At 70.9% G+C, this 20,842-nt stretch carries 11 protein-coding genes; 5 read left to right on the forward strand and 6 right to left on the reverse strand.

Annotated features, from left to right (window positions below):
- Window positions 1-41: 41 nt before the first annotated feature.
- The 4 genes from KY572_RS22600 to KY572_RS22615 form a co-directional block, all read right to left on the reverse strand.
- Window positions 42-2,786, reverse strand: a complete 2,745-nt coding sequence (locus tag KY572_RS22600; protein ID WP_224244992.1) for a M1 family metallopeptidase — start codon at window positions 2,784-2,786, stop codon at window positions 42-44.
- 289 nt (window positions 2,787-3,075) lie between these two features.
- Window positions 3,076-5,052, reverse strand: a complete 1,977-nt coding sequence (locus KY572_RS22605; protein ID WP_224244993.1) for a CARDB domain-containing protein — start codon at window positions 5,050-5,052, stop codon at window positions 3,076-3,078.
- Window positions 5,053-5,246: 194 nt separating this feature from the next.
- Window positions 5,247-7,520 carry a kinesin gene (locus tag KY572_RS22610; RefSeq protein ID WP_224244994.1) on the reverse strand — a complete coding sequence of 758 codons (2,274 nt, stop codon included), beginning with the start codon at window positions 7,518-7,520 and terminating at the stop codon, window positions 5,247-5,249.
- Window positions 7,521-7,618: 98 nt separating this feature from the next.
- The gene (locus KY572_RS22615; RefSeq protein ID WP_224244995.1) at window positions 7,619-8,071 is read right to left on the reverse strand and encodes a hypothetical protein; all 453 of its coding nucleotides are present in this window, start codon (window positions 8,069-8,071) and stop codon (window positions 7,619-7,621) included.
- A gap of 426 nt (window positions 8,072-8,497) precedes the next feature.
- Between KY572_RS22615 and KY572_RS22620 the strand changes: the two genes are divergently transcribed.
- The 4 genes from KY572_RS22620 to KY572_RS22635 all read left to right on the forward strand — a co-directional run bounded on the left by KY572_RS22620 (window position 8,498) and on the right by KY572_RS22635 (window position 14,364).
- Window positions 8,498-10,603 carry an ATP-binding domain-containing protein gene (locus tag KY572_RS22620; protein ID WP_224244996.1) on the forward strand — a complete coding sequence of 702 codons (2,106 nt, stop codon included), beginning with the start codon at window positions 8,498-8,500 and terminating at the stop codon, window positions 10,601-10,603.
- Window positions 10,604-10,767: 164 nt separating this feature from the next.
- Window positions 10,768-11,190, forward strand: a complete 423-nt coding sequence (locus tag KY572_RS22625; protein WP_224244997.1) for a hypothetical protein — start codon at window positions 10,768-10,770, stop codon at window positions 11,188-11,190.
- A 97-nt stretch (window positions 11,191-11,287) separates the two neighbouring features.
- Window positions 11,288-12,373 (forward strand): alpha/beta fold hydrolase, encoded by a 1,086-nt coding sequence (locus KY572_RS22630; RefSeq protein WP_224244998.1) that lies wholly within the window; start codon window positions 11,288-11,290, stop codon window positions 12,371-12,373.
- A gap of 212 nt (window positions 12,374-12,585) precedes the next feature.
- Window positions 12,586-14,364, forward strand: coding sequence for an AgmX/PglI C-terminal domain-containing protein (locus tag KY572_RS22635; protein ID WP_224244999.1), 1,779 nt, complete (start codon window positions 12,586-12,588; stop codon window positions 14,362-14,364).
- A gap of 309 nt (window positions 14,365-14,673) precedes the next feature.
- On the opposite strand, the gene KY572_RS22640 is transcribed toward KY572_RS22635, so the two are convergent.
- On the reverse strand, window positions 14,674-18,255 hold the full coding sequence (locus KY572_RS22640) for an endopeptidase (protein ID WP_224245000.1): 3,582 nt from the start codon (window positions 18,253-18,255) through the stop codon (window positions 14,674-14,676).
- A gap of 162 nt (window positions 18,256-18,417) precedes the next feature.
- The gene (locus tag KY572_RS22645; RefSeq protein ID WP_317987885.1) at window positions 18,418-19,596 is read right to left on the reverse strand and encodes a cytochrome P450; all 1,179 of its coding nucleotides are present in this window, start codon (window positions 19,594-19,596) and stop codon (window positions 18,418-18,420) included.
- Between the two features lie 129 nt (window positions 19,597-19,725).
- On the opposite strand from KY572_RS22645, the gene KY572_RS22650 reads away from it, so the two are divergent.
- A complete protein-coding gene (locus tag KY572_RS22650) occupies window positions 19,726-20,832 on the forward strand; it encodes a GNAT family N-acetyltransferase (RefSeq protein ID WP_224245002.1) in 1,107 nt (368 codons plus the stop codon).
- Window positions 20,833-20,842: the final 10 nt, after the last annotated feature.

Here is a 20,842-nt window from a genome sequence, read left to right on the forward strand (position 1 = left end):
AGTCGAAGTGACCGGCCTGCTCCACAGGAAGGCCTCCCTCCTCAGTAACGACGGAGGAAGGCGGTGATTGCAGGACCGTTGCGCTCCCACATGGCGGCGCACAGCTCCGCGCGCTCCAGCGCCCGGGCCAGGACCAGCGGCCCTCCATCCACGCGGCTCGCTCGCGGAGTGAAGAAGGCCCGGGCGTCCTCCACCGAGGCCTTGTCACAGAAGAAGCCCGGCGCTCCGAACAGCAGCTGCGAGGCCTCCATCGACGTGAGCTGCCCGGCCAGCGTGTCGAAGTGCTCCTTCACGAAGACGTAGGCCAGCGCTCGCGTCTCGCGCGAGGCCAGGGCGGTGAACAGCAGCCCTCGGCCATCGCGTGGCGCGAAGCTCCCATCCACCAGCAGCGTCAGCGCCTGCTTCGCCAGCGCCGGCTCCCGGAAGCTCCCGAGCGCGGAGAGCAGCTGTGCCCGATCCTCGGGCTGCTCCGCCTTCCGGGCCTGCGCCACCAGGGCATCGAAGAAGGCCTTGTCTCCGGCGGAGGCCGCCACGTGCAGCACCGGCGACACGAGATCCGGATCCACCTTCGTGCCGTCCTTCAGCCACGCCTTCGCCAGCGAGAGCGCCTCGGAGACGAGCACCGGATCCTCGCCTCCCATGGCCGCCATGGTGACGAGCATGCTCCGGAGCTCCCGGGTGTCCTCGCTCTCCCCGGGCCGTGTCCTCCAGCCCAGCGCCCGCGCCCGCTCGCTCAGCAGCGTGCGCACCAGTCGCCGGTAGCGCGGGAGCCACTCGTCCGGCAGCGCGTCGGGGCGCAGCAGGCCCAGCATCGACAGCCCGGCCTCCGTGGAGGAGCGGTCCGGCTCCTTCAGCAGTCCGGGCATCATCCCGAGCGCCTCGTCCAGCGGCAGCCGGCCCGTGCTGGCGAACGCGCGCAGGTCGGCGAGGAAGGCGCCGCGCTCGCGGGCCGTGAGCGGCTTCAGCTGTGCCTTCACGAGCTTCTGACGGAGCGGCTCGCTGTAGGCCACGCGGTAGTAGCCCCGCGCCTCCTCGTTGGCGGAGACCCAGGCGGGGCACGCCTTCGCCTCGGACAGGACGAGCTCTCCCGCGGGCTCGGTCAGCAGCGTGCACGCCCGGCCCTGGGCGCTGCCCGTGCCGTAGCGGACACAGACGGGGATGTGCCACCGCTGCGCCGGAAGGGTGGTGCCCCGCGGAGCCTCGCGGGTGAAGAAGCGGGACTGGGAGAGCTTCAGCCGCGGCACCTGCCCCTGGGCACACTCCAGCTCCACCGAGACGAGCGGAGCGCCGGGCTGTTCGAGGAAGGTGCTCATCGCGGCGCCCACGTCGCGCCCGGCCTCCGCGCTGAGCGCGGCGAACAGATCCGCGGCGGTGGCGGTGCCCCAGGCGTGCTCCCGCACGTAGCGTCGGATGCCGCGCCGGAAGGCCTCCTCGCCCATCCACCGCTCGAACATGCCGAGCACGGCAGAGCCCTTGAAATAGGTGGTGGTGGTGTCGAAGGCGCTCTCGAAGTCGGTGCGGGAGGTGACGGGCTGGCGGAGCGCGCGGGAGGAGGCGAGCCCGTCGGTCCCCAGGGCCGCGATGAGCTCCCACAGGCGCTCCTGGGACTCCTTCCACGTGGGCTCCAGCTGGTCGATGAGCTTCGCCTCGAGCCAGCTGGCGGAGGCCTCGTTGAGCCACAGGTCGTCCCACCACGCCATGGTGACGTAGTCACCGAACCAGTAGTGGGCCAGCTCGTGGATGGCGATACGCGAGTAGTTCTGCCGCCGCGCGAGCGTCTCCTCCCCGGGAGGAATCAGCGTCAGCGTCCGATCGAGCGCCACGATTCCCGGGTGCTCCAGCGTCCCCTCGGGCCGCGGCACCACGGCGACGTCGAGCTTGCCGAAGGGGTACTCCATGTCGAAGTAGTCCTCGAGCGCGGTGACGAGGCGCGGTGTGGCCTTCAGGGCATAGCCCAGCTCCTCGCGGTGGCCCTGGGGGAGGACGAAGCGCAGCGGCGTGCGAGCCCGGCCGAAGGTGCCCCCGTCCACCACGTCGAAGGGCCCGACGACGAAGGCGACCAGGTAGCTGGGCAGCGGCTTCGACTCGGCGAAGGTGACGGTCTTCAGCCCCTCGGCGCTCGGAGGGCTCTCGGACTCGATGGGCGGGTTGGCGAGCGCCACGTCCCCCGCGCGCACTCGCAGCGTGAGGCGCCAGGGTGTCTTGAACTGGGGCTCGTCGAAGCACGGGAAGACGCGGCGGGCATCCACGGGCTGGAAGTAGGTATAGGCGTACCAGACACCCTTCTCCTGCTCGCGGTAGAGGCCCCGAGAGCGCTCCTTGTCGATGAGGCCCTCATAGGAGAGCGAGAGGCGGGCGGGCCCGGGCCCCACGGGTCGCTCGAAGGCGAAGCCCACGAAGTCGGCACCACCGGGCACGACACGAGCGGCCACAGTGGCGCCTCCGAGCGACAGCCGCGCGGAGGACACCTTCAGGTCGGTGGCATTGAGCCAGAGCAGCGAGCTGGCCTCGGTCAACTCCAGGTCGATGTCGATCTTCCCCTGGAAGGTGTCCTGGGTGGGAACGACGGTGAGCTCGACGCTGTAGCGCAGGGGACGCGCGTTCTTCGGCAGGCGCAGTTCGGGCGGAGTGGGCGCCGCGGGTGGCTCGGCCGGAGCGGGCGTCTTCTCCGCGACGAGAGCCTGAGGGCCTGCGGACTCGGAAGCGGGCGCCGTGGTGGCGCAACCCGTCCACCCGAGGGCAAGCAGGATCCACAGCAGGAGTCGAAACGAAGGGAGCGTCCTCATGAGGACCTGTTCTACCCCTCTGCCCATGTCATTCCGAAAAGTTCATCCCCCTGGAGGGAGGCTCCTGTGCCAGGGAACGGCCTGGCCAGGGAGGCGCCCTGTGCGCGAACCAGTAGCCAACTGGTATGACAAGTAGACCAGTTCGGAAGAACCGCGCCCGACAGGAGGGTGGACCGGCCGCGGGGGGGCCTGAACCCTCTGCTCGTTTCAGGTTGAGCAGCCTTTTACGGGAGACGTGAAACCTGGCCCGGGGCGAACCCGACCGCCGCCTATATAAGGAGGCGATACCTCAGTTCCGCGTGGCGACGGTGGCAGTGAAGGACGGCGCCGACGGGAACCGGGCCGGCGCGTGCAGGGCGGCCAGCGTGGAGCCCGCCGCCAGCGAGCCTCCCACCCGGCTGTTGTTGTCCTTCAGCAGCTCCGGCTCTCCGCCGTACACGTCGGCGATGGCGCCCAGGAACCACGTGCCCTGCGGAACACCAGCGCCACTGGAGATGGAGACCGTGGTGCACTCCCCCGCCGCGAGCGCCGGCAGGCTCACGTCTCCCAGCAGCGTGTCCGAGACCGTGACGGTTGCATCGCTCGACACGAAGAGGCCGACCCGAGCGCCCTCGCCGCTGCTCCGCGTGCCCTCGTTGCACACCTCCACCTGGCCCATGAAGGCCTGCGCGTCCCGCAGGTAGGCCGGACCGGCGACGCGCGAGACGGACAGGTCCGCCCGGTCCCCCACTCCGACGAGGCTCCCCGCCCGGAGGTTGTTGCTCTCGGACAGCTCCGCCACGGCGTTGTCGCCATCCACGTAGGCGCCCACGTACCAGGCTCCCTCCCGCACGTTGGCCAGGCCCGTCAGCTCCACGGGCGTGCACTCGCCGGCCCGCAGCTCGGACACCGGCGCGAGGCCCAGCAGGGCGTCGGCGGTGGTGATGGTCGCATCCAGCGACAGGAAGAAGGCCACGGCGGTGGCGGCGCTCCGGGCCGTGCCCTGGTTGCACACCGTCGCGGTGGCTCGCACCGACTGCGCGACCGCCACGCTGCCAGGCCCGCTCACCGAGGAGACCGCGAGGTCCGGCGCGCTGCCCGCCGGAGTCCGCTGGCCGAGCCGAACGTTGTTGCCCTCCACCAGCTCCGACACGGTGTTGGCCCGGTCCACCCACGCCGCCAGGTACCACAGCCCGCTGCCCACGCTCGCGGAGCCACGGATGCTGACCGGAGCGCACTGGCCCGGCGCCAGGGACTCGACCGGGGCGCTGCCCACCAGGATGTCCGCGGCGGAGAGCGCGGAGTCCGCCGTCAGGTACGCCTCCACCTGGGTGGACGCCGCCACGTTGCCCTGGTTGCACACCGTGGCCGTCAGCGCGATGGGCTCGGAAGAGCCGCTCGGCAGGCTGGACGGGCCGCTCACGGCGGACACGGTGAAGTCCGGCCCGTCATCCACCACCACGCGGCTGCCGAGCCGGATGTTGTTCTGCTCCTCCAGCTCCGGCACGGCGTTGGCGCGGTCCACCCACGCCGCCACGTGCCACGGGCCGCGAGGCACTCGCGCCGAAGAGGAGACCACCACCGTGGTGCACTGGCCCTCGGACAGCGGGCCCGAAGAGGCACTGCCCACCCACGTATCATCCGCGGCCACGGTGGTGTCCGCCGACAGATAGACGTCCACGTCCGCCGAAGCGGCGACAGTGCCCGGGTTGCACACCTGGACGCTCGTCTCGAAGCGAGCGGACGGAGACACGCTGGCCGGAGCGCTCACCTGCGCCACCTGGAGCTCCGCGCCGGAGCCGATGGCCATGCGCGTCCCCACGCGGGTGTTGTTCGTCTCGGACACCTCGCTCACGGCGCCGTCGGAGTCGATGACCGCGCCCAGGTACCAGAGCCCGTTGGCCACGCTCACCGGGCCCCGCGTCCGCACGTTCAGCGTGGCGCACTGCTTCGAGTGCAGCGTCCCCGTCGGCGCGCTGCCCACCAGCGTGTCCTCGGCGGTGATGCTCGGGTCCGCCGACAGATAGAGCTTCACCTGCGAGTCGGCGCTGCCCGCGCCCTGGTTGCACGCCGCCACCGTGACGAAGTAGCCGCTGCCGGACGTGGCGCTCGCGGGCCCCGTCACCGAGGCCACCCACAGGTCCGCCTTGCCGGAGGTGGTGATGGCACCCACCACCGAGTCCAGGAAGAGCTCCGCCGGACCCGAGCTCCCGCCCGTGCACCCGGCGGCCATCGCGCTGGCCATCAGCAGGGAGACCCACCAACCCTGTCGATGTGCTGCCCTCATGGACTGCCTCCCAGCGCGAACACCCGGAAGTGAACAGGAATGCTTCACTAATCCGCTGAGAGAGAACTTTCAGCCATCCTTCCCAGAAAATCCAGCTTAATACGCCTTCAAAGATGAAAAGGCGAACTCTGGCAGGTCGAATTGGACTCGCACTGTCCGAAGATAGGCAGGAGGAGGCTCTTCCCGTGTGCGCTTCAGGGCGCTGCTGAGGGCGGAGGTGCGCTGGAAGGAGAAGGAGTCGCGGTGCCAGGGGGTGGCGTCTCGGCGGGCAGCAGCGCGCCGCACGTCTGGGAGGACAGCCACTGGTGGCCGCAGGCGAAGCGGGCCAGCGGGGCGCGGGCCTGCCAGAAGAGGGCTCCGAGGATGAGGACCACCACCAGGAGCTTCACGAGCCCTGGGATGCCCTCCTCCTGCTCCGCCTCCTCGTCGCCGCGCAAGGCGGAGACGGTGGAGCGCAGCGAGTCGGTGCGATCGATGGTGGAGCCCTTGGGCAGCCGCGGCTTCCGGGTGACGAGCGCGGCCAGGTCCGGCGTGAGCATCAGCCGATCGTTGAGCGCCCAGCCCGAGCCCTCCAGCAGCAGCGCGAGGTTGCGCCGCCGCAGCTTGAGCCACCCGAACAGCCCCGCCGGGAGCATGACGGCCGCGGCGATGGTGATGGCCGCCGAGAGGACGTCCACCAGGGTGAGCGACCTGGCCTGCGACACGATGAAGGCCAGCGACGAGCCCAGGGCGGCGAACGCGATGCCCCCCGCGGCGATGAGGCCCGCGAGCCCTCCGCCTTGCGCCGGAGCCGCGGCGGGAGCGGCCCCGGGCGCGGTGGCGGCGGCGGTCGCCGCGGCGGTGGTGCTGGCATAGCCCTTCTCGAGCTGCTCCTCGAAGGCCTTGTCCCCGGAGGACGCGAAGGCCTCCACCTTCGAGGAGATGAAGCGGCCGATGCGCTGGAACGGCATGGTCATCGCTTCCCAGAGCGAGACGGGCTGGCGGAAGACATGGGTGACCAGGGCGTCGTACTCCTTGCCCTCGACGTCATGGAAGATGCCGCGCTTGCCCACCTCGAGGTAGGCGCTGCGCCCGCGCGTGACGGGGACGGCCACCTCGTAGCCCGGGCCACCCTCCCTGGGCGTCACCTGCACATAGAGGATGCAGGTGGTGCCCTGGCTGGTGAGCGCGGCGTGAGCGGCGCGAGGCTGGGCCAGCACCGCCAGCGTGTACTTGCGGCCACCGAGGATGAGCGTGCCCTTCTCGAAGAGGGCGCGCTTCTTCGCGGTGTAGAGGTCCGGCATGCTGATGAAGTTGTTGGCGAACGGCAGCAGCCAGCGCTGGAAGAGGATGAGCCGCTCCAGCTCGGTGATGGCGTCCAGCTCCTCCTTGAGCGCCAGGTCCGCCTGGCTGGCGGCCTCGAGCGTGGCCAGGTCCCCATCGGCGATGGAGGGCAGCTCGGCCACCATGCCGCGCACGGGGCTGGCGTCGAACGTGGCCTGCCAGGCCAGCACGGCGTCGGCCTTGGAGGACAGCTCCTTCCAGGCCGCGTCGCTCAGCTTCTCCGCGTCTGCGGTGACGGGCGCGGCCACGTCCTTGCGGAACGCCTCCAGCACCTCGAAGGCAGGCCCTCGGTACAGCTCGGCCCAGGTGAGCCCCCCCGAGGGCTTCGGCGGGGCGATGGGGAGCACCGCCGCGGCCTTCTCCAGCGCGGCGGTGTCTCCCAGCGCGCCCTCCACGCGGCCGGCGGGGAGCTTGAGGCTGGCCGCGGCGTCGGGCTGGGCGGCCACCACGCGGCACTGGAGGAAGTACGCGTCCAGCAAGGGCTTCACCGCGGCGATGCGCCGGGCGCGCTCCAGGCTCGGCTCGCCCCAGACGTGGACGGCCTCCTTCTGGGCCATGTGCGTGAGCAGCGCGGCGCGCGCCTCGCGGAAGCGCTGGAGCGTGGGAGGATCGATGCCGGCCTGTCCCGCGCGGTTCTTCACCTCGGGGAAGGCGGCCATGATGCGCGCGGCCAGCCCGCGCACCTTTTCCGGCAGAAAGGCGGGAGCGACGATGCCATCGCCGTTGAGGCCCGCCTCGCGCAGCACCTTCTCGCTGGCGCGCACCTGCTCCAGGGAGATGCGCGCGGTGTCGGTGACCTTCAGGGCGCCGAGGATGCGCAGCGCCGCGGCCCGCAGCTTCGCCCCCTCGGGCGAGAGCGCGTCCATCTCGAGCACGTCGCTGCGAGCATCCGCGCCCTTTCGGGACTGGAGGAGCTTCGCCGTGTGCTTCACGGCCTCGCGGACCTCTGCGACGCGGATGCGCCCGTTGCCATCGGCGTCCATGAAGGACAGGAAGCGCGGGTCACACTGGAGGCCCTCGAGCGGACACGCGGTGGCCATCCACTGCGTCTCGGGGATGTGGATGGCCTCGACGAGCGCGTCGAAGTGAGGAATGTCGACCTGGAGGGAGCCGCCATAGCGGCGATACACGAGCGGAGTGGCCATGAGCGCGCGCAAGCAAGCACAACTTCCCCGGAAGTTCACGCGCTGCGAGGCCCGGAGGGAGCGCGCTCGGACTCGAGGCGCTCCCGGCCCGTCAGCAGCTACTTGCCCACGCGCATGAGCGTGGCGGTGGTGGTGAACGAGCCCGGATAGGTATCACCATAGAGCACGGCGTTCAGGGTGCCCGAGTAGGTGAGCTGGACGACCTTGCCGTTGCTCGTCGCCGAGCCCGCCTTGAACGTCATCGTGACGCGGACTCCGTCGACGCTCTCGGTGCACGAGGAGCCCTGGGCGACGAGCGCGACACCGTCCTGGACATTGAGGGGGATGACGCAGTTGGGAGCGGAGGGGTCGGTGAGGATGAGATCGGACCCGATCCCCTCCGAGATGGTCACCGTGCCGCCGAGCTGGGTGGTGTTGTCCTCATAGTCGTCGATGGACATCGTCGCGGTGCCCGACGCGGTGTAGGTCCCCACGAAGTCGTGGCCGGAGCCGCCACAGGCGGTGACGAGGGTGCTGAGCAACAGGGCGGAGATGAAACGCAGGCTCTTCATGATGAGGCTTCCTTTCGAGCGCGGCGCGGAGTGGAGAGAGACGGACAGCCAGGTGCGCCGCGAGCGGTGCGGCCCTGTGCAGCCGGCTTGCCAACGCGCGCGCTCTCGCGCGTCACCCCCGCGAAGCTCCGCGGATCCGAGTCTCTTCAGTCACTTGGGTGTGGCGCTCCCAGTCGCGCCGCGTGGGACGGCTGTCGCCACAGTCTCTGGAGCGAGACGGTCACCGTCCGTGGAGTGAGACGGCTCGTCGAGTCAACCCCGTGCGCGTGCACAGGGGCGACGTCGCGCGCTCGACGCTCGGAATCTCCGCGCCACATAAACTAACAAATCCCCAAGGAAATCCAAGGGGTTGACCAATCCGTCGCCAGGGTTCACCTTGCGCCACGGATCCGGGTGGAAGCCGCCGGCTCCAGCGCGAGGATTTCCATGAGCCAGCCACAGGAAGAACTCAGCGCCCAGGCGCGCGCCATCATCGAGGAGGAGGAGGCGCTGCTCGAGCGCGTGCGCTCGGCGATCCAGGCGGCGCGGATCCGGTCGAGCAAAGGCCAGGACCGAAGCGCGCTGCTCGAGCGGCTCACCGAGCTGCGCGACGAGGCGAGCACCGCCGTCGAGAGCGACCTGCCCGCCCTCTTCCAGCAGCTGGACAACACGCGCGGCCTCCTCGAGCGCGACGCCTCGGCGACGCTGCCCGACTCGAACACGCCCTACTTCGCGCATCTGCGCCTGAAGCGGCACGAGGGCACCTCGAACGAGTACCTGCTGGGGCGCACCACCTTCACGGACGCGCAGGTGGGCGTGCGCATCATCGACTGGCGCTTCGCCCCCGTGGCGCGCGTCTTCTACGGCTACGAGGAGGGCGACGACTACGAGGAGTGGTTCGGCGAGCGGCTCGCCGAGGGCGTCGTCGAGGCCCGGCGGCTGGTGGTCCTCGAGCGCGGCGTGCTCACCCGCATCCGCGCCGGCACGCTCCACCTGGAGCGGACGCCCGAGGGAGCGTGGCGAGAGGTCGGCGGCCTCACCTCCGTGCTCTCGGGCGGAGCGGGCACGGCGGTGCGAGCCGGCAGCCTCGGCGTGGGCACGGGCGAGGCCGGGCGCGCGGCCCGGTTCGACGTCACCGCGCAGCTCGATGCCGAGCAGTTCCAGGCGCTCCAGGTCGCCGCGGACCAGCCGCTGCTGGTGCTGGGGAGCGCCGGCAGCGGGAAGACGACGGTGGCCCTGCACCGGCTGGCGAAGATTACCTTCGATCTGCGCGCGGCCTCGCTGCCCTCGAGGATGAAGGTCATCGTCCCCGAGGAGGGCCTGGCGCGGCTGTCCAAGCGACTGCTCGCCCCGCTGGAGCTGCGCAACGTGTCCGTGGAGACGCTCGACGCCTGGGCCTACGCCACGGCCTGCACGGCGTTCGGGGTGAAGTCCATCGCGCTGTCCCCGGACAAGCCGGCCCTCACCGCGCGGCTCAAGCGCCACCCGGCCTTGCGGCCCGTGCTGGAGCGCCAGCTCGGAAAGCGGAAGCTGTCGGACCCGTCGCTGAAGAAGCTGCGCAAGCGGCTGGCGGAGGTGCTCACCGACCGGACGCTGCTGGCCGAGGTGGTGGCCGCCTCGAAGGGAGACCTGCCCACCACGGCCATCGAGGACACGGTGCGGCACACGATGCTGCAGCTGGCCACCCCGCTGACGCAGGAGTTCGAGGGGTACGATCCGGAGGCGCTGGCGACCGTGGACGGACTGTCCCTGGACCAGTCCACACCGGACGAGCTGGCGGGCACCGTGGACGTGGAGGACCTGCCGCTGCTGCTCTTCCTCAAGATGCGGCACGGGCACCTGGGCACGGACCCGCTGGCGCACGTCGTGCTCGACGAGGCGGAGGACTTCTCGCTCTTCGAGCTGGCGGTGGTGGGCCAGCAGCTGGGCCGGACGCGCAGCTGCACGCTGGCGGGCGACGAGATGCAGCAGACCACGACGAGCTTCGCCGGCTGGCCCACCGCCATGGCGGAGCTGGGCGTCAAGGACGCGGCGACGGTGCGGCTCTCGGTGTCCTACCGCTGCCCCAGGCCCGTCATCGAGCTGGCGCGCCACGTCCTGGGCCCCCTGGCGCCCGAGGCTCCGCCCAAGAACGCGCGCGAGGGCGTGCCGGTGGGCTTCCACCACTTCCCGGAGGAGGCGCAGGCCTGGCTCTTCGTCCGGGACGCGCTGAAGGATCTGCTCGACCGGGAGCCGCGCGCCTCGGTGGCCGTCATCGCCAGCACGCCCGAGGCCGCGCGGGCCTTCCACAAGGTGGTGGATGACATGCCGGCCGTGCGCCTGGTGCTGACGGGAGACTTCACCTTCGAGCCCGGCGTGGACGTCACGGACGTGGAGAGCATCAAGGGCCTCGAGTTCGACTACGTCATCCTCCCGGATGCCACGGCGCGAGCCTGGCCGCAGACGGACGAGACCCGGCGCAAGCTGCACGTGGCCATCACCCGCGCCTCGCACCAGCTCTGGGTCATCTCCTCGGGGCTGCGCTCGCGACTGCTGCCCGCCTCCCTCGCCTGAGCGGGACACTCGGCTCAGCGGGCAGTGGAAGCGCCAGGATCGGACGAATCGTCGACCCGCTCTGTGTCGCATTCGTCGAATGGAGCTCACTCCCGCCCCCCACGGCTTGGGCGCCTGGGGGAGGAGGTGGTTACCCTCGGCACATCCTCAAAGGAGGAACCTGCATGTCGAGTGAGGTCCGGACACCTCCGGATGTGAACGCTGAGACTCCTGAAGCTCCCCCCGCTGCCTCGGCTCCCGAGCCGCAGCCGGTGCTGAGCGTGAATGACACCGGCGCGGTCAGCGCGCGCAAGCGGGGCAAGTCGGGCGCGACGGCCAGGACGGCTCGCACCACCGCCAGGCGCAAGCCCGAGAAGAAGCTGCCCGCCTCCCAGAAGACGGCGAAGAAGGCGGCGAAGAAGGCGGCGGGCACCAAGGGGCGGTTCAAGTCCACGACCGACGCGGCGGGCAGCTGGAAGTCGGCCGCGAAGCGCACCTCGGGCAGCAAGCCGACCGCCGCGCAGAAGAAGACGCCCAAGAAGTCCACCGCCCGGAAGGCGGCTCCGGCGCGCAAGGCGGCTCGCTCGAAGCGCACTGGCGGGCGCTGAGCCCGCGGCCTCCGCGCGGGAACGACGGGCTCACGTGTGAAGCACGCGTGAACCCGGCGGCGCTCACTGCTTAGATGGCTCCACCAGGAGACATCGGATGACCGCTGCGAACCTCTTGCCGGGTATCTCTTCCTCGAAGCTCGCCACCTCCCGACTCGGAACGCACCTGCTGTCGAGCGGCGCTCCCGGTGGCGAGCCCGTCGTCCTCCTCCATGGCAACGTCTCCTCGGGCCGCTTCTACGAGGAGCTCATGGCCGCGATGCCGCCGCGCTACCGGTGCCTGGCTCCGGACCTGCGCGGCTATGGCGGCTCGGATCGCGCGCCCATCGATGCGACGCGCGGCATGCGCGACTTCTCCGATGACCTGTTCGAGCTCCTGAGCCAGCCGGAGGTGCTCCCCGCGAAGCGGAAGGTGCACCTGCTGGGCTGGTCCGCGGGCGGCGGTGTCGCGATGCAGTTCGCCATCGATCACCCGGAGCGTGTGACCTCGCTGATCCTCATGGCGCCGGTGTCTCCCTACGGCTTCGGCGGCACGAAGGGCCTGGACGGGGCGCCCTGCTGGCCGGACTTCGCCGGGTGTGGCGGCGGCGGGGCGAACCCGGAGTTCGTCAAGCGCATCGCGGGCCAGGACACCTCGGAGGAGAGCCCCTTCTCCCCGCGCAACGTGATGAACCAGTTCTACTTCAGGCCTCCGTTCCGGGTGCCGCGTGCGCGCGAGGACGTGCTCGTCTCGGAGATGCTCCGGATGGCCGTCAGCGATGGCACGTACCCGGGGAACATGGAGCCCTCGGCGAACTGGCCGGGCGTGGCGCCGGGCAGGCTGGGCATGAACAACGCCCTCTCGGGGCGCTACTGCAACCTCACGGCGCTCGCGGACATCTCGCCGCGCCCGCCCGTGCTGTGGATCCGAGGCGACTCGGATCAGATCGTCTCGGACAGCTCGCTCTTCGACTTCGGCCAGCTCGGCAAGCTGGGCCTGGTGCCCGGCTGGCCGGGCGAGTCGGTGTTCCCTCCGCAGCCCATGGTGGGACAGATGCGCGCGCTGCTCGACAGGTACCGCGCGCGAGGCGGCACCGCTCGCGAGGAGGTGCTCGAGGGCGTGGGCCACTCGCCGCACCTCGAGGCACCCGAGAAGTTCCGCGCGCTGCTCGTGGGCTTCCTGGAGCAAGTGGCACCTCGCTGAGCGGCCCCGGGTGAGGCATTGCCTCCACGTGCGGCATCTATCCGCGAAGGTGCGCCAGGGGGAGAGAACAGCGGCAGATCCTGGCGCGGAGCGGAATTTTTCCGCTGCGGATCCGCGAAGAGTGCGGCGCGCGTCCACCTCCGCGCAGCGAGTCTCCGTTGACGTTTCGCCCCGGTGAGCGCTCCATTAGGAGGGTCAGAAAGGGGTGACTCATGGGCTCGAAGGAGGACGGTAGTAGCAGCCTCACGATCGCGCGAGGAGATGCCTCCAGTGGACCCGACAGCGCACGCTCGCCCGTGCTGGGCGGCATGTCGGAAGCGGAGCTCGACGCGATCGTCAGCATGCTCCGCACGGACAAGAACCTGGTCGTCGCGGCGGTCCCCGCGGCGTCCGAGCGCCTGGGCGCGCTGACCGAGCAGCTGCTCCGAAGCAGCTCCGGCCTGCTCCTCGATCCGCGCGAGGCGCGCGAGGAGGCCGCGCGACAGGCCTGGTACATCGGGCTGGGTGAGAAGGTGGCGGGGCCGCTCGACATCGCGGCGCTGCGGACGCACTGGGAGCGCGGAGAGCTGGGGCCCGACTCGCTGTGCTGGCGCAAGGGCTTCGATGGCTGGCAGCCGGTGTGCCGGGTGCACGGGCTGGCGGAACTCCTGTCACCTCGGGCGAATCTCGATCCCTCGACGCCCGAGGACCTGGTGCCCAACCCTCGCGCCGACGCGCTGGACTTCCCGCTCAAGGGCGCCGAGGCCCTGCGCATCCTCGCGGAGGACACACCGCCGCCGCTGCCCATCCTGGCGCCCTCGCTCCCGCCTCCAGTCCTGGAGCCCGAGCCCGTAACGGCGCCCGCGCTCGAGGCCGAGCCGGACACCGTGCCAGACGCGCCTCGCGCCCAGGACGTCGCCGGAGTGCACGCGCTGCTGCCCGCGACTCCGCCCACGCGGGTGGAGGTACGCGTTCGGGGAGGCGCCTGGCTCGCGCTCGGTGGCGGGCTCGTGGGCGGAATACTCGTGAGCGGCGCGGTGTGGCTGCTCGGCCTGTCGGCTGGGGGAGGCCTGCTCGCTCGTGGAGCTTCGTCCGAGACCACCACGCCCGCCCGCGGCGGCGAGGCCACGACCTCGGCTCCCGCGCGCGCTCCGGTGAACGCGACGACGCCCCGGGCTGCCGTGGCCTCCAAGCCGGAGCTGACGGCGCCCGTCCCGCTGAGCGCCACGCCGCTTCCGGCCTCCGAGCCTGCCAGGGCCGATGCCATGGCCCCCGTGCCGGCCATCAGCGCGGGCTCCGGCATCGCGAGCAGTGGCGTCTCCAAGCCGGACGTCACGGCGCTCGTGCCGGCCGTCGGTGCTGGCTCCGGCCTCGGCGGCGCTGCCGTCTCCAAGGCGACGCCTGGCTCCACGCTGACGCCGCTGGCCCGGCCGACGCCGACGGGAGCCGAGACCGTGGCCGCTCCGCCGCGCGCCGTCGCTTCGGTGCGCCCCGCGCCGGTGGATCCGTCCATGAGCAAGCCCACGAAGACGGAGCTGGCCTTCCAGTCCGAGCCTTCGGCTCCCAAGGCCGTGGCCGCTCGAGCCGCCGAGGCGAAGGAGGAGGAAGAGGACGACGAGCTGAGCCTGGACGAGGACTTCGAGCGCGAGCTCTTCGATCCCGCGAAGCGGGCCGTGCCCGCCAAACGCACGGTCTGGGTTCCTCCCGCGCCGACGCCCAAGGAGCCTCCCGCCTCGCTCGCCGAGTCCGACGTCTTCTCCGTGGTGGTCGCGAACAAGGCGGACATCACGTCGTGCGTCAGCGCCCAGAAGCTCCAGTCCGAGGACGGCAGCCGCAAGGTGGTGGTGCGCTGGACCATCCTGCCCAGCGGCCGGGTGACGGACGTCGTCACGGAGACCGCGAAGCTCCGGGGCACGCCGCTGGCCCTGTGTCTGGAGGAGAAAATCCGCGCCTGGACGTTCCCTCGGCACCGCGAGCAGGGCGGCCCGGTCCGCTTCCCGTTCGTGTTCTGAGCCCAGGCCGGCCCGACGCAGAGGGCCCGAGTCCACCCTCGCCTCCGATCCGCCCCCCTGTCGGGCGGACCCTATCCGAACTGGTCTGCTTGTCATACCAGTTGGGAACCGGTCCGCTCACAGGGCACCTTCATGGCAGAGCGGCTCCCTTGGTCCGGGAACCTCCCTCGAGGGTGCAAGAACTCCTTCAGGCTCCTCAGGCCCGCAACGGAGAAGGGCTCCCAGGTCGCCCCGGGAGCCCTCCTGTACGGCCGCTACGAGGCGGTGACTCCTCCCCGCCCGCTCAGGCCGGGAGGAGTCCGGTGAGGCTCAGCGCCCCACGAGGCCGCGGCCCTGCGTCGTCGAGCCCGGCGCGATCGTCTGCGCGAGCGGCGACACGACGGTGAAGGCCAGGTCATCGCGCTCGTTGTAGCTGCCACCCGCGCAGGTGTTCACCACGCCGCCGTACCGGATCTGCGCGCGGACGGCGTGCGTGCCCGGCGTGCTCCCCGCGTTGAAGTTCTGGGAGAACACCTTCGGCCCGGAGCCCGTGCAGGCCAGGCCCGTGACGAGCGGCGTCCAGGACGGCGAGGCCGCGTTGGTCGTGTAGTACAGGTCCACCCGGTCCGTGCCGCTCTGGCACCACACCGACACGTCGAGCTTCAGCGCCGTGCCCGGCATGATGGTGCTCCGGTCCACGCTCTTGAGCACCAGCTTGTCGATGCTCTCGTCCACGTGGAAGGTGCCGGCGTTGCCGTCCGCGCACGTGCCACCCAGCGTATTGGGCCGGTTGCTCTCGACACCGCCGTACATGGAGCCGCGGCCGCGCACGAGCGTGCCGGTGTCGCACCCGCAGCCGGAGGCGCAGTACGGCGTCTTGAAGTTGGGGTTGTAGATGGCCGTCGAGGGCGAGCAGACGTTCGCGGTGGTGAAGCTGGCCGTGGTGTACGAGCCCTCGCTGCACGAGTCCTTCGCGCGAGCCCGCCAGTAATAGGTGGTGTTCGGCACCAGGGCGCTGGACACCGTCCAGGAGCTGTCGCTCACACCCGAGGCCGAGGCCACGACGTTGTTGAAGGCGGAGTCCAGCGCCACCTGCACGTCATACCCATCGGCCAGCGGCACGTCGCTCCAGTCGAGCGAGGGCTGGTGGGCGACACCGGTGGCCCCATCGGCCGGGCTGGAGGACGAAGGCGTGCCGAGCGCCACGCACGCGCGCGTGGTGAACGAGCCAGCCGAGGTCCACGGGGTGGCGCCACCGCACGAGGAGACGGCCCTCACGCGCCAGTAGTACGTGGTGACGTCCTCGAGGGCCGGCGTCACGGCCCACTCGCTGGAGGTCAGCCCCTGCGCCGCGCGCGCGATGGTGGTGAAGTTCGGGTCCGTGGACACCTGCACGTCGTACTTGACGCCCTCCACGTCGTTCCAGTCCAGCGGCCCGGTGAACTGCACGTCCACGCTGCCGTCGAGCGGGCCCTCGCGGACCGGCGAGATGGTCGGAGCCAGGCATCCCGGCGTCACGCAGGTGCACGTGCTGGCCGGGGTGTAGCAGGCGGAGCTCGAGCCGGCGGCGACGACCGAGTAGCAGTAGGAGCGGTCATTGGCCACCTCGGGGTCCGTGTAGCTGGTGCCCGTCACGGTGGCGATCTTCGAGTTGCCGAAGTTGCAGCCGGCGAAGCCCTCGGTCTTCATCACCCAGTACTGGGAAGCACCGGGGACCGAGCTCCAGCTGAGGTCCACCTGGCTATGGGCCGCCGTGGCGCTCATCGCGGGCGCCGTCTTCGGAGCGTTGGTCGCGCAGCCGCCGTCCACGGGGGCCGGCGTGTTGCAGGCGATGCCGTGGCGGTTGAAGGCCGCGTAGATGGCCGTCATGTGCGGGGTGCCGTTGGCCAGGTTGCCGTCGTCGTCATCGGCCGCCAGCCACTGCATGTAGCCGTTGGTGGCGCCGCAGCCGTCCGAGGTGCCGGCGTTGCAGTCGCAGCCGTGCCACGAGCCGACGTTACCGCTGCCCTGGTAGAAGACCTTGTTGCCCACCAGGAAGGCCGACTGCGCGTCCAGGTTGAAGGGCGGCGCGCGCAGGTCCCGGGCGACGAAGTCCCAGGCGGCCTGGCGCGTCGGGCCGGCGGAGCAGTGCACCTGCCTGCCGCAGGGGCCGCTGCCCGAGTCGCACCGCGAGCAGCTGAAGTTCGCGGGCGTCTGGGGCGTGGGCGGGTTGTGCTTGGCGTAGTCGGAGTCGCGCACGCCGGAGCAGTCCGTGGCGCACCACGGCGAGCCGGTGCGGGCCTCGTTCACGTTGAAGCCGGTGCCGTCCGCCGTCTGGCCGCAGCCCCGGTCGGAGGTGTGGAAGAAGCCGTGGCCCACGCACGACGCCTGCAACCGGTAGTTGGCCGCGATGTCCGCGTAGCCCTCGCTCGAGCTGCTCAGCGTGCCGTTGGCGTCGTTGTTGTCGATGCCGTGGCCCCACTCGTGGTCGAACACCGCGCCAATCTCACCGGTGTTCCGGCAGCCGCCGCCGCTCCGGTAGAAGTTGACCGTCTGCCCCAGCGAGTCCCAGAAGGCGTTGCACGTCTGGTTGAGGTTGACGTTGGCGACGAGCTGCCCCTGCAGCCACGTGTTGGTGGGGAGCCAGCCGCGCGCCTGCTCCTTGAGCTTGTTCAGCTCGTAGAAGCACGAGCGCGCCGAGGCCGTGTTGCCCGCGCCCCCGCCGCCCGTGGTGCAGTCGTGGTGGCCGTTGACGCCGCCCAGGTCCAGCGTGCCCGCGGCGCTGAAGGTGACGGCGCCGCAGCTGTCGTTGATCTTCACGTACTTGCCCGACAGCGTCGTGGTGACGGTGCCGCTGCCGGAGTAGTCGTACACGCCGGCGCCGTCCGTGAAGTCGTTCGGCGCGGGCAGGCCCGTGTTGGTCCACGGCATGGGCGAATTCAGCTGCAGCGTGCCGCACGTGGCGTCCGAGGGGCAGATCTCCGTGTTGGTGGACGGGTAGATGCCGCCCTTCACGCTGGCATCGAGGTAGCTGTTGGTGTCCTCGAAGGACAGCAGCTCGCCCGTCTGCGCGTCCACGGACACCTTCCAGTGCTCCAGCTCACCGGTGCGCTGGAAGCCATACGTCCACACCAGCCGGTGGTTGTAGCCGACGCCGAAGTTGCCGGTGAAGGTGTGACCGTTCTGCTGCTCGGCGCGGGCCAGCGAGAGGACCTCGAGCGTGGGCTGCTGCCACAGCTCGCCCGGCGTCTCGAAGAAGCCGAGGGCATCGCCCGCGAACCCCATGGCCTCCTCCGGCTTCACGCGCGGCTGGAGGCTCACGCTGGGGCTCACATGCGCCCAGGCCTCGGTGCCCAGGAGGATGAGGTTGCCGCTGTTGATGGTGGCCGCCACGCGCGCGTGGCGCACGGGGATGCCGTTCACCTGCTGCGGGATGTGGACCTGCCACAGCGTGTCCGACACCTGCGTCACGCGCGGCTCGCCCAGCTGCAGCGGATCCACGCCGATGGCCGCGTGGTTGTCCGCGATGAACTTGACGATGAGGTCACCCACCACCGCCGCGTCCACCTTGGCGACCGGGCGCCCCAGCTGCTGCCGCAGCGAGCTGAGCGACACGGTGTTGCCCGTGCCCGTGCCGGGGATGAGGGGGATGACGCCCTGGATGGAGCTGGCCGAGCCGGTGCGCAGGTCCACGTAGACGTTGAAGTCGCGGCCGTTGCGCGCGAAGAAATCGCTCCAGGCGCTCGCGTTGAGCGAGCTCATCCGCGCCTGAGCCTCCTTGAGCGGCGTATTGATGATGGGGAGATACAGCTCCGGCTTGAAGAAGGCCTTGCTCGAAAGGGAACTCGGACCTGACTCGGGAGGAACGATCGCCTGGCTCGTCGCCGCGATGAGCAGCGCGAGACAGGCGATCAACTTCATGGTGTGGCGCATGTACAGCTCTCCTGATGGGGGAACTACGGGCCGTGGGACCGCAGATGGTCCCAGGGAGGGGCGGCGGTCCTGTAGACCAGTGCCCTATTAGATACAAGAACGGGGGGCATCAGTCACAGGGGCACCGCTTCTCTCGAATTCCGAGAGGCCGATGCGCCCCGCTCACCCAGGGACGAGCTCCACGGGTAGCACCCTGGGTCCGCGCACGGACAGGGAGAGGTTCCACGCCACGGGGCCTCGGGGGAGGATGGAGCTGAAGCGCGACAGGAGCGCCTCCAGGCCCAGCCGCGCCTCCAGCCGGGCCAGCGACGCGCCCAGGCAGAAGTGGATGCCGTGGCCGAAGGGCATGTTCTGGGGCCCGGGCCGGTCCAGGTCGAACTGGTCGGCGCCGGGGAAGCGCGCCTCGTCCCGGCTGGCCGAGGCCAGGAGCACCAGCATCCAGGAGCCCGCGGGCAGCCGCACCCCGCCCAGCTCCGTCTCCTCCTTGGAGATGCGCATGAGGCCATGGACGGGCGGCTCGTAGCGCAGCACCTCCTCCACCAGCTTCGGCAGCACCGAGCGATCCGCGCGCGCGCGCCCCAGCACGTCCGGGCGCTCCATCAGCAGGCGCACGGCGTGGTTGAGCAGGTGGATGGTCGTCTCCATCCCGGCGATGAGGAGCATGAACAGGAAGCTCAGCAGCTCCTCGTCCGTCAGCGCCTGTCCGTCCACTCGCGCCGAGAGCAGCTCGCTCACCATGTCCTCGCCCGGGGCGCGGCGGCGGTCCGCGAGGACCTGGGACAGGTGCCCGCGCGCCACGCGCACGGTGGAGCGTATCTGCTCCATCCGCTCGGTATCCCCTGGAGCGACGGAGGAGGTGCTCGTCAGATCATCCGCCCAGCGCGCGAAGAAGGGCTGGAGCGAGACGTCCAGCCCCAGCAGCTCGCGCATGACGCCCGAGGGGAGGGGGCGGGTGAACGCCTCGATGAGATCGACCGTCTGGCCAGCAACCAGCCGGTCGGCGAGCGACTCGGCGAGGACGCGCACCCAGGGCTCCATCCGGCTCAGGGCGGTGGGGCCGAAGGCGCGGCTGACGAGCGCCCGCAGCCGCCCATGCACGGGAGGATCGTGGACGATCATCGCGTGCGCGAAGGGCGCATCCTCGAGCCAGGGCGGGCAGGTGACGCGGCGCATGCCCTCGGAGGAGAAGAGCTGGGGGTTCTTGAGGACGGCGACGACGTCATCGAAGCGGGTCACCGCCCAGAAGCCGCCGGGATCCACCTGGGACACGGGAGCGGTGCGTCGCAGCTCGGCGTAGTACGGGTACGGGTTGGCACGTACCTCGGGAGCCAACAGGTTCAACCGTGAGCCCATAGCTTCCTTGAATGTCGAGAGGGGGGCGCAGGCTAGACGCACTCCCCACGAAATGCAGGCAAAAGGTGTGGGGAACGGCGTCGGCCACCGTGGAGGAGGCTAGGCTGCCGCTCGCCGATGAGCCCGATGCGCCGCGCCACCGCCGAGGACAACGCCGCCCTGCTGGAGCTGTTCGGCGCCGTGCCGATGCAGGGGGAGCTGGTGCTGTCCACCCAGCGCTCGCCGGACTACTTCGCCCTCTTCGAGCTGCAGCGCGGCGCCACCGAGGTGTGGGTCCACGAGGAAGGAGGCCGGCTCGACGGCATGGGCGCCATCCACGTGCGGGAGGGATGGTTGGAGGGCCAGCCTTGTCGGGTGGGCTACCTGGGAGATCTCCGGGCGCGCTTCTCGGCGCGTCGCAGCCGAGGGCTGTCCCGCTTCTATGGGCCCACCCTGGAGGAGGCGGCCGAGCGTCACGGGGTGAGCGCCTTCCTCACGGCGGTGATGGCCACCAACGCGGGGGCGCTCCAGGCGCTGGTGAGGCGCAAGGCGTCGCGGGCGGCGCAGCCACACTATGCGCTGCTGCGCCGCTTCTCGGCGGTGTCCGTCCAGTTCGTGCTGCGCCGCAAGCCGCGCCCGAGCCCCTATACGGTGCGCCGCGCCACGCCGGAGGACGTGCCCGCGATGGCGGCGATGCTGGACGCGGACCACCGCGCGCGGCCCTTCGGGTACCGGTATGACCTGGGCGAGCTGGAGCACCGGCTGGCGCGCTGGCCCGGGCTGGCGGTGGAGCACTGCTACCTCGCCTTCGACGGGGACGGACGCCTGGTGGGGTGCACCTCGGCGTGGGATGCGGCGGCGGTGAAGCGCTACCGGGTGCTGGCGTACCGGGGCGGGATGCGGTGGGTGCGGTTCGGCTTCGATGCGCTGGCCACGGTGGTGGGAGCGCCGCGGCTGCCTGAGCCCGGCCAGGACTTCCGCTACTTCTACCTGTGCAACACAAGCATCGCGGGGGAGGACCCGGCCATCTTCCGCGCGCTGCTGGAGCACGTGTACGCGGACCACCATGGCCGGGGCTTCCACTTCTTCACGCTGCAGCTGGACGAGGGGGACGCGCTCGCGCCCGCGCTGAAGGGCTTCCTGCTGCGCCGGCTGGACTTCCACCTCTACGCCGTCACTCCGGCCAGCCGCCCGAGGGAGCAGTTCCCCCCCGGGCGCACCGGCTTCGAGATCGCCCTGCCCTGAGCGCGCGGCT

It is taken from the genome of Hyalangium gracile (assembly GCF_020103725.1).
Taxonomy (GTDB): Bacteria; Myxococcota; Myxococcia; order Myxococcales; family Myxococcaceae; genus Hyalangium; species Hyalangium gracile.

Bases quoted from the DNA above. Each gene is read 5' to 3' on its own strand.
- KY572_RS22605 (WP_224244993.1), bottom strand. From the start codon at position 5,052: ATGAGGGCAGCACATCGACAGGGTTGGTGGGTCTCCCTGCTGATGGCC.
- KY572_RS22615 (WP_224244995.1), bottom strand. From the start codon at position 8,071: ATGAAGAGCCTGCGTTTCATCTCCGCCCTGTTGCTCAGCACCCTCGTC.
- KY572_RS22635 (WP_224244999.1), top strand. From the start codon at position 12,586: ATGGGCTCGAAGGAGGACGGTAGTAGCAGCCTCACGATCGCGCGAGGA.
- KY572_RS22640 (WP_224245000.1), bottom strand. From the start codon at position 18,255: ATGCGCCACACCATGAAGTTGATCGCCTGTCTCGCGCTGCTCATCGCG.
- KY572_RS22650 (WP_224245002.1), top strand. From the start codon at position 19,726: ATGAGCCCGATGCGCCGCGCCACCGCCGAGGACAACGCCGCCCTGCTG.
- KY572_RS22625 (WP_224244997.1), top strand. From the start codon at position 10,768: ATGTCGAGTGAGGTCCGGACACCTCCGGATGTGAACGCTGAGACTCCT.
- KY572_RS22610 (WP_224244994.1), bottom strand. From the start codon at position 7,520: ATGGCCACTCCGCTCGTGTATCGCCGCTATGGCGGCTCCCTCCAGGTC.
- KY572_RS22600 (WP_224244992.1), bottom strand. From the start codon at position 2,786: ATGAGGACGCTCCCTTCGTTTCGACTCCTGCTGTGGATCCTGCTTGCC.
- KY572_RS22630 (WP_224244998.1), top strand. From the start codon at position 11,288: ATGACCGCTGCGAACCTCTTGCCGGGTATCTCTTCCTCGAAGCTCGCC.
- KY572_RS22620 (WP_224244996.1), top strand. From the start codon at position 8,498: ATGAGCCAGCCACAGGAAGAACTCAGCGCCCAGGCGCGCGCCATCATC.